10 protein-coding genes, 1 tRNA gene and 2 pseudogenes are annotated in these 15,018 nt (G+C 54.0%); 10 read left to right on the forward strand and 3 right to left on the reverse strand.

The genetic code is table 11. From position 1 onward, the window contains the following. Nucleotides 1-73: 73 nt before the first annotated feature. The 3 genes and pseudogenes from ABD035_RS05965 (at nt 74) to tnpA (ending at nt 3,564) form a co-directional block, all read left to right on the forward strand. The gene (locus tag ABD035_RS05965) at nt 74-1,501 is read left to right on the forward strand and encodes a M20 family metallopeptidase (protein ID WP_343868502.1); all 1,428 of its coding nucleotides are present in this window, start codon (nt 74-76) and stop codon (nt 1,499-1,501) included. Beyond that, nucleotides 1,498-2,760, forward strand: coding sequence for an MFS transporter (locus ABD035_RS05970; protein WP_343868504.1), 1,263 nt, complete (start codon nt 1,498-1,500; stop codon nt 2,758-2,760). The genes ABD035_RS05965 and ABD035_RS05970 overlap by 4 nt, the downstream gene beginning before the upstream one ends. A gap of 295 nt (nt 2,761-3,055) precedes the next feature. After that, a pseudogene (gene tnpA / locus ABD035_RS05975) lies at nt 3,056-3,564 on the forward strand (IS200/IS605 family transposase). A 62-nt stretch (nt 3,565-3,626) separates the two neighbouring features. Here tnpA and ABD035_RS05980 read toward each other — a convergent pair. Then, nucleotides 3,627-5,126, reverse strand: a complete 1,500-nt coding sequence (locus ABD035_RS05980; protein WP_343868506.1) for a helicase HerA-like C-terminal domain-containing protein — start codon at nt 5,124-5,126, stop codon at nt 3,627-3,629. A gap of 413 nt (nt 5,127-5,539) precedes the next feature. On the opposite strand from ABD035_RS05980, the gene ABD035_RS05985 reads away from it, so the two are divergent. Genes ABD035_RS05985 through ABD035_RS05995 form a run of 3 tightly spaced genes read left to right on the forward strand, consistent with a single transcriptional unit; the run spans nt 5,540 to nt 9,342 of the window. Further along, nucleotides 5,540-6,268, forward strand: coding sequence for a gluconate 2-dehydrogenase subunit 3 family protein (locus ABD035_RS05985; protein WP_212713683.1), 729 nt, complete (start codon nt 5,540-5,542; stop codon nt 6,266-6,268). Nucleotides 6,269-6,296: 28 nt separating this feature from the next. Continuing rightward, the gene (locus ABD035_RS05990; protein WP_343868510.1) at nt 6,297-8,066 is read left to right on the forward strand and encodes a GMC family oxidoreductase; all 1,770 of its coding nucleotides are present in this window, start codon (nt 6,297-6,299) and stop codon (nt 8,064-8,066) included. Nucleotides 8,067-8,070: 4 nt separating this feature from the next. Then, nucleotides 8,071-9,342: a c-type cytochrome gene (locus tag ABD035_RS05995; protein WP_343868512.1), complete on the forward strand. Its 1,272-nt coding sequence runs from the start codon at nt 8,071-8,073 to the stop codon at nt 9,340-9,342. 39 nt (nt 9,343-9,381) lie between these two features. Here the strand turns inward: ABD035_RS05995 and ABD035_RS06000 are convergent, their stop codons facing one another. Together ABD035_RS06000 and ABD035_RS06005 are read right to left on the reverse strand one after the other, a co-directional pair. Beyond that, nucleotides 9,382-10,056, reverse strand: coding sequence for a MarC family NAAT transporter (locus ABD035_RS06000; RefSeq protein WP_343868514.1), 675 nt, complete (start codon nt 10,054-10,056; stop codon nt 9,382-9,384). A gap of 238 nt (nt 10,057-10,294) precedes the next feature. Further along, nucleotides 10,295-10,810 (reverse strand): YjjA family protein, encoded by a 516-nt coding sequence (locus ABD035_RS06005; protein WP_212713687.1) that lies wholly within the window; start codon nt 10,808-10,810, stop codon nt 10,295-10,297. Nucleotides 10,811-11,959: 1,149 nt separating this feature from the next. On the opposite strand from ABD035_RS06005, the gene ABD035_RS06010 reads away from it, so the two are divergent. From ABD035_RS06010 to ABD035_RS06025, 4 genes and pseudogenes are all read left to right on the forward strand, one after another. Beyond that, nucleotides 11,960-12,044, forward strand: a tRNA-Leu gene (locus ABD035_RS06010). A gap of 246 nt (nt 12,045-12,290) precedes the next feature. Further along, nucleotides 12,291-13,040: pseudogene (locus ABD035_RS06015) on the forward strand (tyrosine-type recombinase/integrase); the annotation flags it as partial. Nucleotides 13,041-13,288: 248 nt separating this feature from the next. Next, nucleotides 13,289-13,516: a helix-turn-helix domain-containing protein gene (locus ABD035_RS06020; protein ID WP_343868759.1), complete on the forward strand. Its 228-nt coding sequence runs from the start codon at nt 13,289-13,291 to the stop codon at nt 13,514-13,516. Further along, nucleotides 13,516-15,015, forward strand: coding sequence for a type I restriction-modification system subunit M (locus ABD035_RS06025; protein ID WP_343868518.1), 1,500 nt, complete (start codon nt 13,516-13,518; stop codon nt 15,013-15,015). The genes ABD035_RS06020 and ABD035_RS06025 overlap by 1 nt, the downstream gene beginning before the upstream one ends. The last annotated feature ends 3 nt before the right edge of the window (nt 15,016-15,018 follow it).

The following is a 15,018-nucleotide window of genomic DNA, read 5'->3' on the forward strand; positions in this document are numbered from 1 at the left end:
TGTGGCAAAGGTGGAGAGTAGCTTAGATTGTCTGAACAATAAAATAATTCTCATAATAAAAGCGGACAGACAAATGACAGCAGAAAAAGCAGTAGCCAGCGCCAGTGCCTGGTTTGACAGCGGGGAATTCAAACGTGTTCTGGCACGCCGGGTGGCAATCCGTTCCGAAAGTCAGCGCGACGATCGGGATGAGGCCATCCACGCTTATCTGACGCAGGAAATTACCCCTGCGATGGAAGCGATGGGCTTTACCCTGACGCCGCTGGCGAACCCGCAGGCCCCTGAACGTCCGATGTTGCTGGCCACGCGCATCGAAGACCCCGCTCTGCCGGTGGTGCTGTGTTACGGGCATGGCGATGTGGTGTTCGGTGACGATGAAAACTGGCGCAGCGGTTTAGATCCCTGGTCGCTGACCGAAGAGGGTGACCGCTGGTATGGCCGCGGCAGTGCGGATAATAAAGGTCAGCACTCGGTAAATATCGCGGCGCTGGAACAGATTTATGCGCTGCGTGGCGGCAGCCTGGGATTTAACTGTAAGTTCCTGTTTGAGATGGGGGAAGAGATCAGTTCACCGGGGCTGGCGGAAGTGTGTGAACAGCATCGCGAACTGTTACGGGCCGATGTCTTTATTGCGTCTGACGGACCCAGGCTGGATGCGGAAAGCCCGACGCTGTTTCTCGGCTCCCGCGGGGCGGTGAATGTCCGTCTTACGCTGCATGCCCGTGATCGTGATTATCATTCCGGTAACTGGGGGGGCTTGCTGACCAACCCCGCGACCCGTCTTTGTAATGCCATTGGCAGCCTGGTGAATCAGCACGGGCAGCTACAGGTTGCGGCGCTGAAACCCCCGGCCATCACGGACAGTGTCCGTAAAATCTTAAGTGAAATTGAACTCCGGCCGGGTGCGGATAGCCCGCAGATCGACCCTGAGTGGGGTGAAGCCGGTCTGACTCCGGTCGAGCGTCTGTACGGCTGGAACACGCTGGAAGTGCTGGCGATGACCAGCGGTAATCCGCAGCGGCCGATGAACGCCATCCCCGGGAAGGCCACGGCGGTCTGCCAGCTACGCTTTGTGGTGGGTACCGACTGGGAAAATATCGCGCAGCATCTGGAAAATCACCTGGCGGCCGCGGGTTTTGCGGATGTAAAAGCAGAACTGTTACGGGGCAGCCCGGCGACCCGGCTGGATCCTGAAGATCCGCTAGTGGGCTGGGCGCTGGCGTCGATGCAGAAAAGCAGCGGTAAAAAACCGGCGTTACTGCCTAACCTGGGCGGATCCTTACCGAACGATGTGTTTGCCAATATCCTGCAACTGCCGACGCTGTGGATGCCGCACTCGTATCCGGCCTGCGGTCAGCATGCGGCAGATGAACATATGCTCAAATCCATCGCCCGTGAAGGCCTGATCATGATGACCCACCTGCTGTGGGAATTCGGTGAAAACGGCGAACAGCTGGTGGCCGCGCATAAGGCCTACCAGCAGAAGGGGCAGGCATCATGAGTTCAGTCTCCGCCCGGCAGGCACCCAACCTGTATAAAACGCTGTTCTCCACCTGTGTCGGTAATGCGCTGGAATGGTTTGATATCGCGGTCTATGGCTTTTTCGCCCGCTATATTGCCCATGCGTTTTTCCCGACCGAAAACCCGTCCGTGTCATTGTTGCTGACCTTTGGCAGCTTCGGTGTCTCGTTCCTGATCCGCCCGCTGGGGGCGATTGTGCTCGGTGCGTATGCGGACCGTCATGGCCGGAAAAAAGCCCTGATGCTCTCGATCACGCTGATGACCTTCGGCGGCGCGATGATTGTCTTTATGCCGGGCTATGCCACTATCGGACTGGCGGCCCCGGTACTGATCCTGCTGGCGCGGCTGATCCAGGGGTTTTCCGCCGGCGGTGAGTTCGGCAGTTCGACCGCGTTTCTGGTAGAGCATTTTCCGCACCGTAAAGCCTTTATTGCCAGCTGGCAGTTCGCGACCCAGGGGGCGAGTACGCTGCTGGCCTCGGCCTTCGGCCTGGGGCTGACCCAGTGGCTCAGTGAAACTGAAATTCAGCAATGGGGCTGGCGCATCCCGTTTATCTTCGGTCTGCTGATAGGGCCGGTGGGCTGGTATATCCGTCGCCACGTGCAGGAGCCGGAAAGCTTTGTCAGTCAGCAGCACGACCATTCGCCGCTGAAGCAACTGATGGGCAGCCAGCGTCATCTGTTAGTGCTGGCGATCGGCCTGATGGTGATCTCAACCGGGATCAACTACATGCTGAACTACGTACCGACCTATGCGACCAAAAACCTGCATCTGGCCGGTAAAACGGCCTTTACCGCCACCCTGCTGGCCGGGGTGATCCTGACCGTTGTCACTCCGCTGGCCGGGTTGTGGGCAGAGAAAGCCGGACGCCGTCCGCTGATGTGGACATCGCTGGTCTTGCTGCTGATCACCATTTATCCGGCCTTCAGCCTGGTGGTGAACCATCCGGATGCCAATATGCTGATCCTGCTGGTGGGCTGGCTGGCATTGCTGAAGTCGGTCTATTTTGCGACCGTGCCTTCGATGATGGCCGACCTGTTCCCGGTCAGCACCCGGGCCAGTGGGATGGCAATCAGCTATAACATTGCGGTGACGGTGTTCGGGGGCTTTGCGCCGCTGATCTGTAGCCTGCTGATCAGTGCCACCGGGACCAGCCTGGCCCCCGGGTACTATCTGATGGTACTGGCGGTCATGAGCAGTGTTGCGCTGGCGTTCACCCGACGTTATCAGCACAGCTGAGAATCAGAAAAGCAGCGGGGGCCATCGATGGCCCCCGGGTACTATCTGATGGTACTGGCGGTCATGAGCAGTGTTGCGCTGGCGTTCACCCGACGTTACCAGCACAGCTGAGAATCAGAAAAGCAGAGGGGCCATCGATGGCCCCTTTTTTTGTATCCGGAAAACCCCCGCTCAGGCCGGGGGTTCCGTAACGCTTTCAGCGTTGGGCCGCAGATAAAAACCCCTTTTGATTTGTTAAAACATCTGGCGGTCTGGCAACGGCAAAGGTTTAACAGGAAATCAAAAGGGGGTCCCGGTGAGGGCCGAAAAAAGCTTAGCGCCTGCCCGATGGAACTGTAACTATCACAGCGTTTTCGCACCTAACCACCGAAGGCAGGCCTTTTATGGCGCACGGCGAAGGGCAATCGGAGCATTTTAAGAAAGCTGTGTGAATGGAAAAATGTGAATAGCCCGGAAGCAGAAGGTTGTACTAACCATATTCATAGGCTTCCGGAGACCCCGCCAAAGATGAGCGTATCCGGGGTTATAGGTTATCTGAAGGTCAAAAGCAGCCTGATGCTTTATGAGCAGTTCGGGGATTTTAAGTTTAAGTACAGAAACAGGGAGTTCCGGTGCCGGGGATACTACGCAGACACGGCAGGCAAGAACACAGCAAAGATACAGGACTATATCAGGCACCAGCCCGCAGCGGATAACATGGGAGAGCCGTTGTCGATCCCTTATCCGGGAAGCCCGTTTACGGGCCGTAAGTCATCCATAATGCAAATTTCAGATTGCGATGTGCCTGTCAGGCGCGGCTGGTAAGAGCGTCTGACAGGCGCATTTGAAAAACCTCCGGCGATGCCGGAGGATATTTTTTGTGCGGGTTACTTTCTGCCGCCAAACAGGCTGCCCAGCACGCCACGCAGGATCTGGTTGGTGACCTGGCGGGTGGCGGTTTTTGCCATCGTCTGAACCACACCATCGTGCTGACCGCCACGCGGCCCGGTGTAGCCGAACAGAATTTTCTTCAGGCCGTCGATGACCGGATTTTCCTCACCCGCAGCACTGCCTTTTGCCGCTGGCGCAGCATTCTGCTCTCCTGCCGCCTGTACCCCTTTTTTCAGTAGTTCATAGGCAGATTCTCTGTCTACCACCTCATCGTATTTACCGTACAACGGAGAGTGGTTGATCAGGCCGTTTCGTTCGTCGGCAGTCAGCGGCCCCATCCGGGAACCGGGCGCGATCACCATCGCCCGTTCGGTGACGGACGGGCTGCCTTTTTCATCCAGGAAGGAGATCAGGGCTTCACCGGTGCCGAGGTTACGGATGGCCTCTTCGGTATCAAAGGCCGGGTTAGGGCGCATGGTTGTGGCCGCCGCTTTTACGGCTTTCTGATCTTTCGGGGTAAATGCGCGCAGGGCATGCTGCACACGGTTACCCAGCTGCCCCAGTACGGTTTCCGGAATATCCGACGGGTTCTGGGTCACAAACCAGACGCCGACCCCTTTGGAGCGGATAAGCCGCATTACCTGCTGGATTTTTTCCAGCAGCACCGCCGGGACATCGTCAAACAGCAGATGGGCCTCATCAAAGAAAAATACCAGCTTCGGTTTCTCTGGATCCCCGACTTCCGGTAACTGCTCATACAGTTCAGACAGCATCCACAGCAGGCTGGTGGCATACAGTTTTGGCATCCGGTAAAGCTTTTCGGCGCTGAGGATATTAATGATGCCGCGTCCCTCTGCATCGGTACGCATCCAGTCATGTATATCCAGCATCGGCTCACCAAAGAAATATTCCGCCCCCTGTTGTTCCAGGGCCAGCAGGCCACGCTGGATGGCTCCGACCGATGCCGTGCTGATATTACCGTATTCGGTGGTGAAAGATTTTGCGTTATCACCGATGTACTGCACCATCGAACGCAGGTCTTTGAAGTCCAGCAATAACATGCCGCGATCGTCGGCAATCCGGAAGATGATCTGTAACACGCCGGACTGAATTTCATTCAGGTTCAGCAGCCTGGCGAGTAACAACGGCCCGAGATCCGATACCGTTGCGCGGACCGGATGCCCTTGTTCACCGAAGATATCCCACAGCACCACCGGGTTGTCCTGCGGCTGCCAGTCGGTGACGCCGATGTTATCCAGCCGGGCCTGGAGCTTTTCACTGCTGACACCGGCTTTTGCTATCCCACTGAGGTCACCTTTTACATCGGCCATAAAAACCGGGACGCCGATAGCAGAAAAAGATTCCGCCAGTTTCTGCAGGGTGACCGTTTTTCCGGTACCCGTCGCGCCGGTGATCAGTCCGTGGCGGTTGGCAAGGGCCGGAAGCAGGTTCAGGGTCAGTTCCCGGGTGCGGGCGATGAGTAAAGGTGCAGTCATTCGATGTTAATCTCTGGAGTTAGCGTGAGTTTTTTATCATCTCACTGTCGGCGGTGATGATCCAATCGGTGTTATCTTTCACACCGGCGGTTCCGGAAAGGCAGCCGTCACAAGGCTCTGCGGGCCGGTGTTTCTCAAACTATAGTCAGAGACGCCTGAAAAATATACCCCTGTTTTTACCATGGAAATGGCATCTTCTTCGGTGGCGGTCTACGCTTAAAAAAAAGCGGCTGTCACGGTCACCGGGTCATTCTGTGACCGGCGGCCGCAGAAAAGCCCTGAAAGATGACTCTGTTGCACTCTTTGTGTCGATGACATTGATAGCGTTGATAGCAGCGCTGTTATTTAAACCTCTGGCGGGTGCCTGCCTGCGCAGGCTTATAAAAATCGTGAGCCAGTGAGAGTCATCGCTTATGCTTTTGCAAAAAAATACCACCCGCCGCAAGTTTCTGCTCGGCTCGCTGATGGCGCTGCCCCTGACGGAACTGGTCCTGAAAGGCTTAACCGCGGCACAGGCCGCGGAGATGGCTGCGCCGGACCTTAACCATTATCAGCCCGCCTTTTTTACCCCGCAGGAATGGCAGTTTATTCTGGCGGCGACGGATCGCATGATCCCGCCGGGCGGTGCGGGAAAAGCCCCGGGCGCGCTGGAAACGAATGTACCGGTGTTTATCGATCAGCAACTGCATGATAAAAACTTCGGCCAGGAAATTTATATGCAGGGCCCGTTCGATGCCCATGCACCGGCCACCATGGGGTATCAGGTTCCTCTCTATCCGCAACAGATCTATCAGACCGGGATCCGCCTGACGGACCAATGGACTCTGCAGCATCTGCAAAAACCTTTCCATCAGTTATCCGACACGGATAAAGACAACGTATTAACCGCATTACAGAAAAACACACTCGACTTTGCTGCGCTGGGGGAAAACACCCTCAGGGGATCGCTGTTTTTTAGTCAGTTACTGGCTGAAACCAAACATGGCTATCTCGCTGACCCGATGTACGGCGGCAATAAGGGCATGAAGGCGTGGATTGCTATCGGTTTTCCCGGCGCGCGTGCCAGTTACCTGGAGTGGGTGAAACAACACAATGTGAAGTACCCCCTCGGGCCGGTCAGCCTGTCAGGCGAAACCGCCTGACACTCAATTTTCTGGATAAAGGTTTCTTATGGCTCAGATGACTAAGAAAGAAGTCGACGTCGTGGTATGCGGATTCGGCTGGGCAGGTTCACTGATGAGTATTGAACTGGCGATGGCAGGGCTGACGGTACGGGCGCTGGAAAAAGGCCCCGAGCGCGATTATGACGCTTTTGCCTACCCAAAGCCCGCCGATGAGTATGCGTATGCGGTCCGTAACAAAGTGATGACCACCCCGGCAGATTCGGCGGTGACGGTGCGTTACACCGCACAGGATACGGCATTACCGACCCGTAAATGGGGGGCATTTGTGCCGGGCGGCGGCGTGGGTGGTGCGGGCATGCACTGGACCGGAGTACTGCTGCGTCCGACCCCGACAGATATTAAACTGAAAACCTATGCCGATCAGGCCTATAAACCCGGCATCCTGCAGGAAGAGATGCGGGTGATGGACTTTCCGTTCAGCTGGGAAGAGATCGAACCCTGGTATGAAAAATTTGAACGTATCTGCGGGTTGTCCGGTAACACCGGGAACCTGCGCGGACAGATCATGGAAGGGGGAGACCCGTTTGAAGGCCCCCGGGCCAACCCGATGCCGCTGCCTGCGCTGGAAAATACCCTTAACTGCGATATGTTCGCCGCCGCCACCAAAAAAATGGGCTATCACCCGTTTACTATCCCGTCGGCCGCGGCATCCCGCGTATGGACCAACCCGTACGGTAATACCATCACCCCCTGTAACTATTGCGGGTATTGCTCCAAATACCCCTGCCTGAACTATTCCAAAGCCTCGCCGCAGACCGCGGTCCTGGATTCGCTGAAACGGATGAAAAACTTCTCTTATGAAGTGAACGCGGAAGTGCTGCGGGTGGTTCTGCATGACGATAAAAAAACGGCGAAAGGCGTTATCTATATCGATGAGCAGGGCAACGAATGTTTTCAGCCGGCCAGGATCGTCATCCTCAGCAGCTTCCAGTTTTATAACGTCCGGCTGATGCTGCTTTCCGGGATCGGCCAGCCGTATAACCCGATCACCGAGGAGGGGGTGGTGGGTCGCAACTACGCTTTTCTGAGTAACGGGGCCGCCACCTTATTTTTTAAAAACGAAAACTTTAATCCGTTTATCAGTTCCGGCCCGACCGGCGTGCAGTTTAACGACATCTCCCCCGGGAATTTCGACGGGCCGGGGCTCGGGTTTATTGGCGGTGCCAAAATCCAGAGTGCCCAGTCCACCGGCACACCGATCAGTACGGCATTACCGCCGGGCACCCCGGCCTGGGGCAGCGGCTGGAAAGAAGGGCTGGAAAACTGGTACGGGCATTCGATGAAGGTCAGTATCACCACCTCCTGTATGTCGTACAGGGATGTCTATCTGGACCTCGACCCGACCTATAAAGATCGGCACGGTCAGCCCCTGCTGCGGATGACCTTCAACTGGAAACGCAACGAACTGCTGCTGCAGCAACACCTGAAAGGGGTGGTCGGGGATATCGTCAAAGAGATGAACCCCGACAGCTACAGCATGAGTTTTCTGCCGATGGGCGCTGATTTTGACCTGACGAAATATGTTTCCACCCATAATGTGGGTGGCGCGGTGATGGGGGATAACCCGAAAACCTCGGCGCTGAACCGGTATCTGCAGAGCTGGGATGTTCATAACGTGTTTGTGCCGGGAGGCAATGCGTTCCCGCAGAACTTCCAGTCGAACCCGACCAACACAATCGGTGCGATCACCCTGATGGCCGCCAATGCCATCAGAGAACAGTATCTTAAAAATCCCGGCCCGCTGGTACAGGTGTAATCAAATGATAAAGCTGACGTTGAAACGCCTTATGGTGACAAATGCATTATTACTGGCCTCAGGACTGGCGACCGCACAGGCTGCAGATAATGACCAGGACGCGCTGATAAAGCAGGGGGAATATCTGGCCCGACTGGGAGACTGTATGGCCTGTCATACCACCGCGGGCCGTCCGGCCTATGCCGGCGGGCTGGCGATTAAATCGGACCTGGGGACGATCTATTCCACCAACATTACGCCGGACAAACAGTATGGCATCGGGAATTATACCGAACAGCAGTTTGCCGATGCCGTACGTAAAGGGGTCCGCCCCGATGGTAGTTACCTCTATCCGGCCATGCCGTATCCGGATTATGCCGCGATCAGTAATACGGATATCCACGCGCTGTACACCTATTTTATGCACGGTGTCACCGCCAGCAACAGCCAGCCTCCGGCGACCGACATGAGGTTTCCGTTCAGCCAGCGCTGGGGGATGCGTTTCTGGAATCTGGTCTTTACGTCGGACAAACCTTTTCAGCCGATAGGCGGGGCCTCTGCACAGGTCAATCGCGGAGCTTATATTGCTGAATCACTGGGGCACTGTGGCAGTTGCCATACCCCGCGCGGGTTTGCGATGAACGAAAAAGCGCTGCATAGCGATGACCGTGATTTCCTGGCCGGCGGGGATCTTAACGGCTGGGATGTGCCCTCGCTGCGCGGTATCGCCCGCTGGAGCCCGCAGGAGATCGTCGACTATCTGCAGACCGGACGCAATGATAAGGCCGGTGTGGCCGGGGAGATGACATCGGTGGTAGAAAACAGTACTTCCCATATGACCGATGCGGACCTGCAGGCGATTGCGGCCTATCTGAAGTTCCTGGGGGGGAACCCGCCGTTGCAGGCCTATGATCAGCAGAAAAACCAGGCCACCACCGACACCCTGACGGCTGCGGTGAACCTGACTGAGGGGCAAACGCTTTACCTGAACAACTGTGATGCCTGCCACTTTGCAAACGGGCTGGGCGCGCCCGGCGCCTTCCCGCAACTGGACCAGGCCGCTGTGGTCAATGCGCAAAGCCCTGACGGACTGATCCACATCATTCTGCAGGGGGCACAGTTACCTTCGACCCCGAAAGCCCCTTCGATGCTGAAGATGCCGGCGTTTGCACATCGTTTGTCGGACGACCAGGTGGCAAAACTGGCGACCTTTGTTCGCCAGGGCTGGAGCAATAACGCCCCGGCAGTGACAGCCGATCAGGTACAGAAAGTGCGTGCCACGCTGACACAGCACTGACCCCGCCGATCCGGTCCCCGGCGATACCCGGGGCCGGATTCAGCGCAGATGCGTGGCCACGTCCAGCACACCGTTAATCACAAACTGTACGCCCATACAGACCAGCAGAAATCCCATCAGACGGGAAATGGCTTCGATACCGCCTTTACCGACCAGACGCATAATCGCCCCTGAACTGCGCAGGCTTAACCACAGAATGACGGCCACCAGCAGGAAGGTCAGCACCGGTGCCACATGCAATACCCAGACCGGAAAATCCCCGCTTTTGACGGTGGAGGCGGTACTGATAATCATCGCGATGGTCCCTGGCCCGGCGGTACTCGGCATCGCAATCGGTACGAAGGCGATATTCACCTGTGAGTCATGATGCTCTGCGGCCTCTATCTCTTCCTGCTTATGCTGTACTTCCAGGGTATCGTGGAGTTTCTGTACCGGAAACAGCATCCGGAAGCCGATAAATGCCACAATCAGCCCTCCGGCAATCCGTAGCCCGGGGATAGAGATACCGAAGGTATCCAGTACCGCATTGCCGGCATACCAGGCCACCATCATAATCAGAAACACATAGACCGAGGCCTGGAAGGCCTGACGGTTGCGTTCGCTGAAATTCATCTCGCCGGACAGGCCGAGGAACAACGCCACACTGGTTAACGGATTGGCCAGCGGCAACAGCACCACCAGCCCCAGCCCGATCGCCTTGATAAGTTCCTGCATAAAACCCTCGAATTTTCAGAACACCGGCGACCGCTGCCCTCCGGTTACCGGCAAGGATAATGAATAAGTCAGATTTTTGCCTGAGCGGCGCACAGTATAGAGTGATGTGCCGTGCGGACAGGGGCGAAAGTTGCTCCGGCAATTAACGGGAAACCGTAACAGAAAAGCGGGGGAAGGGCAGTAACGGAAAGCGCGGGGGAATAAATTCAGTGCAGGCGGGCCTGCACTGACGGGGGGATTACATACCGAGGTATTTTTTACCCTGATCCAGAACCACATTACAGGCTTTGGTTTTCAGCTTTTCACCCATCGGGGTGTTGCTCAGGCTTTTCAGGCTGATCTGCTGGTTGTTACCGGTATTCAGCAGACCCTGAATGCCGTCCAGATAGCCGGTCTGTTTCTGTTGTGCGCTGGTATCGGTCAGGCCCAGTTTGCTTTTCAGCTGGTCGGTGACCGAAGTGACATTATTTTTCACCAGATTGTTCTCTGCACAGTACTGCAGGATACCGGTCGCATTGCTCATACTGTTGGAACTCACCGCTTTATTACCGCCATTCAGCAAACCGGTGATAGAGGATAAGGATAAGCCGCCTTCAGTACCGGTACTTTTACCGCTGGTGGCTGAAGAGGAATCCAGCAGATCCGACGCTGAACTGCTCAGCTTATCCTGCCAGCTGGAAGCACAGGCGGATGCACTCACCAGCGCGGCAATCAGGCCCATAGCCAGTAAAGGGGTGCGTGTCGATTTTTTCATTAATACAGCCTCATTTTGCTTATCTTTTATTTCCGGTACTCAGTTTAGTCTGTTATTGCTTCAGATAAGTTCCTTTTTTGTGTGCCCCCGGTCCACCGCGCAGCAAAATAGGATTTCTTCCCGTGCCTTACCGGCCGGCCCGCCACGTACACAGGCAGTCAGACCGGCAGTCAAAAGGCCAGGCAGCCACGAACACAGACAGTCAGACCAACGGCCAGCCAGACAGGTAAAAAGCCCAAAAGCCCAAAAGCCAAAAGCCAAATAGCTAAATAGCCAGCCACGGATACAGACAGTCATTCACACGGGCAGGCAGACCGCCAGCAAGCCAAATCGATGGCCAGGCAAAACCCGCGGGCCACCACCCACATCCCGGGCAAGTACCTTGGGCAGACTGCTTCCCTGCAAACTAACGTATCAAAAACCCTTCAGACCCCCATTGCAGGACTGAATACCGAAACCCAAAACCCAAAACCCAAAACCCAAAACCCAAAACCCAAAACCCAAAACCCAAAACCCAAAACCCAAAACCCAAAACCCAAAACCCAAAACCCAAAACCCAAAACCCAAAACCCAAAACCCAAAACCCAAAGGCCAGAACCTAAGGGCAGAACCTAAGGGCAGAACCTAAGGGCAGAACCTAAGGGCAGAACCTAAGGGCAGAACCTAAGGGCAGAACCTAAGGGCAGAACCTAAGGGCAGAACCTAAGGGCAGAACCTAAGGGCAGAACCCAAAGGCCAGAACCCAGGGCCAGAACCTAAGGGCAGAACCTAAGGGCTAAAACCCAGGGCCAAAACCTAAGGTCAAAACTCAATGCCAGAACCCAGGGCCAGAACCCAGGCCTGGAACCAAACGCCAGAACTTAGGGGCCGGAACACAGGGTCAAAACCAAAGACCAAAGACCAAAGACCAAAGACCAAAGACCAAAGACTCAACTATGCTTCCGGAACCCATGGCCCGGATATGTCAGAGAGTAGGGGGATTTTATACAGATAAAGGGTCAATAAAGGGGAGATAACGAGCCCAATCCGGGCCGATAACAACGAAGGGAGTGTTTGTTTTTCCAGCGATTAACGCGTTACCTAATGGAATCATCTTGCACCCGCCACGACTCAGGGTATAATCCCGTTGTTTTCCGCATACCCTTCAGTGCCGAAGTGGCGAAATCGGTAGACGCAGTTGATTCAAAATCAACCATCGAAAGATGTGCCGGTTCGAGTCCGGCCTTCGGCACCAAATATGCAAAATTAAGTCACCCAAGGGTGGCTTTTTTTGTGTCTGGGATCCAGTAGCCGCAGGGCTTTACCCGCATTTCAGTCAACCGACGTCATGCTGATTCAATCTACATCAACTTACTGATGCGGGTACAACTGCGGGTATATCCCGGTTCGATAATGTTTGTATTCACACAGAACCGTTGAAAGGATACTCATCATGGCTCTGAATGATGTGAAGGTTCGTGCTGCCAAGTCTGAAACAAAAGCCTATATACGCTTTGCTGTGCAGAGTAGGTTAATCGACTACAACCACGGGCAAGAGATGGCTGGTGCGGTTACTACGGCGAAAAGCCAGCATCGTGCTGCGCTCGAACTCAATCGTATTCCTGAACTACTTCATCGTATTGATCATTACTCCGGCAGGTCGTTAACCCGATGGGCTTTTGAATTCACTTTGTTGGTTTTCACCCGTTCAAGCGAGCTACGTTTTGCACGCTGGTCAGAAGTGGATTTTGAAATGGCGATGTGGACGATTCCAGGTGAGCGCGAGCCACTGGAAGGAGTTAAGCATTCTCAGCGTGGTTCGAAGATGCGAACTCCCCATCTTGTTCCCTTATCGCGGCAGGCGTTAGCCATTTTGGAAAAGATAAAAAGTATGAGTGGGAATTGAAAGCTGATTTTCGTGGGCGATCACGATCCACGTAAGCCGATGAGTGAAAACACGGTAAACAAGGCTCTGCGAGTGATGGGCTATGACACGAAAACGGAAGTATGTGGGCATGGTTTCAGGACTATGGTGTGTAGTTCTCTGATTGAGTCAGGATTGTGGTCGAGGGATGCAGTAGAGAGGCAGATGAGCCATCAGGAGCGTAGTTCTGTTCGGGCAGCTTACATCCATAAGGCGGAACATCTTGGGGAGCGTAGGCTGATGTTGCAGTGGTGGGCGGATTACCTGGATGCGAACCGTGAGAAGGGGGTGAGTCCGTTTGAATACTCTAACGACAAAAAACGATAGCAATGGTTAGTTATATGTTCCTGTAGGCCAAAGTGTCGCTAATTGGCATATGACTTCACTGGAACTTATGTCTGGTATCTATGCTCGGCATATATCCTGAAATTAAACATGTCGAATATGCTTGTTTTCTTATCCATACGTTCAATGTTTTCCCAACTGCTGTAATTTCATTTCAGCTTGAATTTTTTTTGTTTTTTTCGCATTTTGGGATACGATTTGCATCGTTAAGCACAAAGATAAGGACCATTATGATCCGCTGCCATCTTGCTCGGCTCATGGGCGAATATAAGATGCGAATAGCCGATGTTGTCAGAGAAACTGGCCTGAGTCGCAACACTATCACTTTGCTTTACAAAGAGACGGCTCAGAAGGTTGACCTGGATACATTAGAAAGGCTTTGCGTGCTTTTTGACTGTGAAATACACGATTTACTGCAAAAGGTTCCTGCTTCGCAGAATCGTACAGAGAAAAATTAATGACACTGATAAACCTAAAAGATCTCGAGGCCCATCTTTGGCATGCAGCCCATATCATCACCGGGCCTATTGATGCGTCAGATTACAAAACGTACATTTTCCCCATCCTGTTTTTCAAGCGCATTTGTGATGTATATGACGAAGAATTTGCCGATGCGATGGAGAGCGTTGGAGATGCAGAGCTTGCCAAGGGGAAGATGTTTCACCGTATTCAGATACCTGAAAATTGCCACTGGCATGATGTATTCGCTGAGATCAAAGACATCGGCCAGGCATTGAAAGACTCCTTCCGTGGTATAGAGCTGGCAAACCCTAAACTGCATGGTATTTTTGGGGATGCCAGCTGGACCAATAAAGAACGCCTTTCTGATGAGTTGCTGGCTACGTTACTTAATCACTTCAATAAGGTAAACCTTGGCGTTTCTAGTGTCCGTGACGATGATATGGGGCGCGCATACGAGTATCTGATCAAACGCTTTGCAGACAAAGCTAACAAGAAAGCCGGTGAGTTCTATACCCCACGTACTATCGTTCGCTTGATGGTTAACATTCTGGATCCAAATGCCGGTGAGAGTGTCTACGATCCCGCCTGTGGCACAGGCGGTATGTTGCTCGAGACTATCCACCATGTAAAAGAAAACGGTGGAGATCCGCGTCTGCTAAAAATCAAAGGACAGGAAAAAAACCTGACCACAGAAGCCATCGCTCGAATGAACCTGTTCCTGCACGGTCAGGAGGATTTCGATATTGTTCGCGGGGATACGCTGCGTGAACCTAAGTTTTTACAAAGCGATCGTTTAGAAACCTTCGACTGCGTTGTTGCCAACCCACCATTTAGCTTGAAGGGATGGGGATACGATCTGTGGTCGAATGATCCCTATGGCCGTAAGCAATATGGTCTGGCGCCTAAAACAAATGGTGATTTTGCCTGGGTGCAGCATATGTTTGCTTCACTTAACGACAAAGGGCGTATGGCTGTCGTGTTACCTCATGGTGTGCTGTTTCGTGGTGGATCTGAGGGGGCAATTCGAACCAAATTGCTGCAAGAGAATCGCATTGTGGCGATTATTGGTGTCGCTTCCAACCTGTTCTATGGGACGGGTATTCCTGCGTGTATTTTGGTGCTGCGCAAATCACGCCTGGCAACGCATAAAGATCATGTATTGATCATCAATGCTGAAGAAATCTATACCAGGGGGCGCGCGCAGAATACGCTGTCCAACAAGCAGGCCGATGACATATACCAAATCTATCATGACCAGGCGCAACAGGGGCCGGATGCAAAAGAAATCGAAGGCGTTGCGCGCTGGGTGCCTCTGGAGGAGATTGAAGAAAATGACTTTAATCTAAATATTGCTCGTTATGTGCAAAAACCACTCGAAGAAGAAACCATCACTGTGGAAGAAGCACTTAAAGATTTTCAACGGAAGCTGGCTGAGCTGGAAAAAGCAGAAGAGGAACTGGAAGCCCTGCTTATCAAAGAAGGGTTCGAGGTATGAGTT

The organism is Tatumella terrea (assembly GCF_039523755.1).
Classification (GTDB): Bacteria; Pseudomonadota; Gammaproteobacteria; order Enterobacterales; family Enterobacteriaceae; genus Tatumella; species Tatumella terrea.

Coding starts and splice junctions, on each gene's coding strand:
- ABD035_RS05970 (WP_343868504.1), top strand. CDS start 1,498: ATGAGTTCAGTCTCCGCCCGGCAGGCACCCAACCTGTATAAAACGCTG.
- ABD035_RS05990 (WP_343868510.1), top strand. CDS start 6,297: ATGGCTCAGATGACTAAGAAAGAAGTCGACGTCGTGGTATGCGGATTC.
- ABD035_RS05985 (WP_212713683.1), top strand. CDS start 5,540: ATGCTTTTGCAAAAAAATACCACCCGCCGCAAGTTTCTGCTCGGCTCG.
- ABD035_RS06025 (WP_343868518.1), top strand. CDS start 13,516: ATGACACTGATAAACCTAAAAGATCTCGAGGCCCATCTTTGGCATGCA.
- ABD035_RS06020 (WP_343868759.1), top strand. CDS start 13,289: ATGATCCGCTGCCATCTTGCTCGGCTCATGGGCGAATATAAGATGCGA.
- ABD035_RS05995 (WP_343868512.1), top strand. CDS start 8,071: ATGATAAAGCTGACGTTGAAACGCCTTATGGTGACAAATGCATTATTA.
- ABD035_RS05965 (WP_343868502.1), top strand. CDS start 74: ATGACAGCAGAAAAAGCAGTAGCCAGCGCCAGTGCCTGGTTTGACAGC.
- ABD035_RS05980 (WP_343868506.1), bottom strand. CDS start 5,126: ATGACTGCACCTTTACTCATCGCCCGCACCCGGGAACTGACCCTGAAC.
- ABD035_RS06005 (WP_212713687.1), bottom strand. CDS start 10,810: ATGAAAAAATCGACACGCACCCCTTTACTGGCTATGGGCCTGATTGCC.
- ABD035_RS06000 (WP_343868514.1), bottom strand. CDS start 10,056: ATGCAGGAACTTATCAAGGCGATCGGGCTGGGGCTGGTGGTGCTGTTG.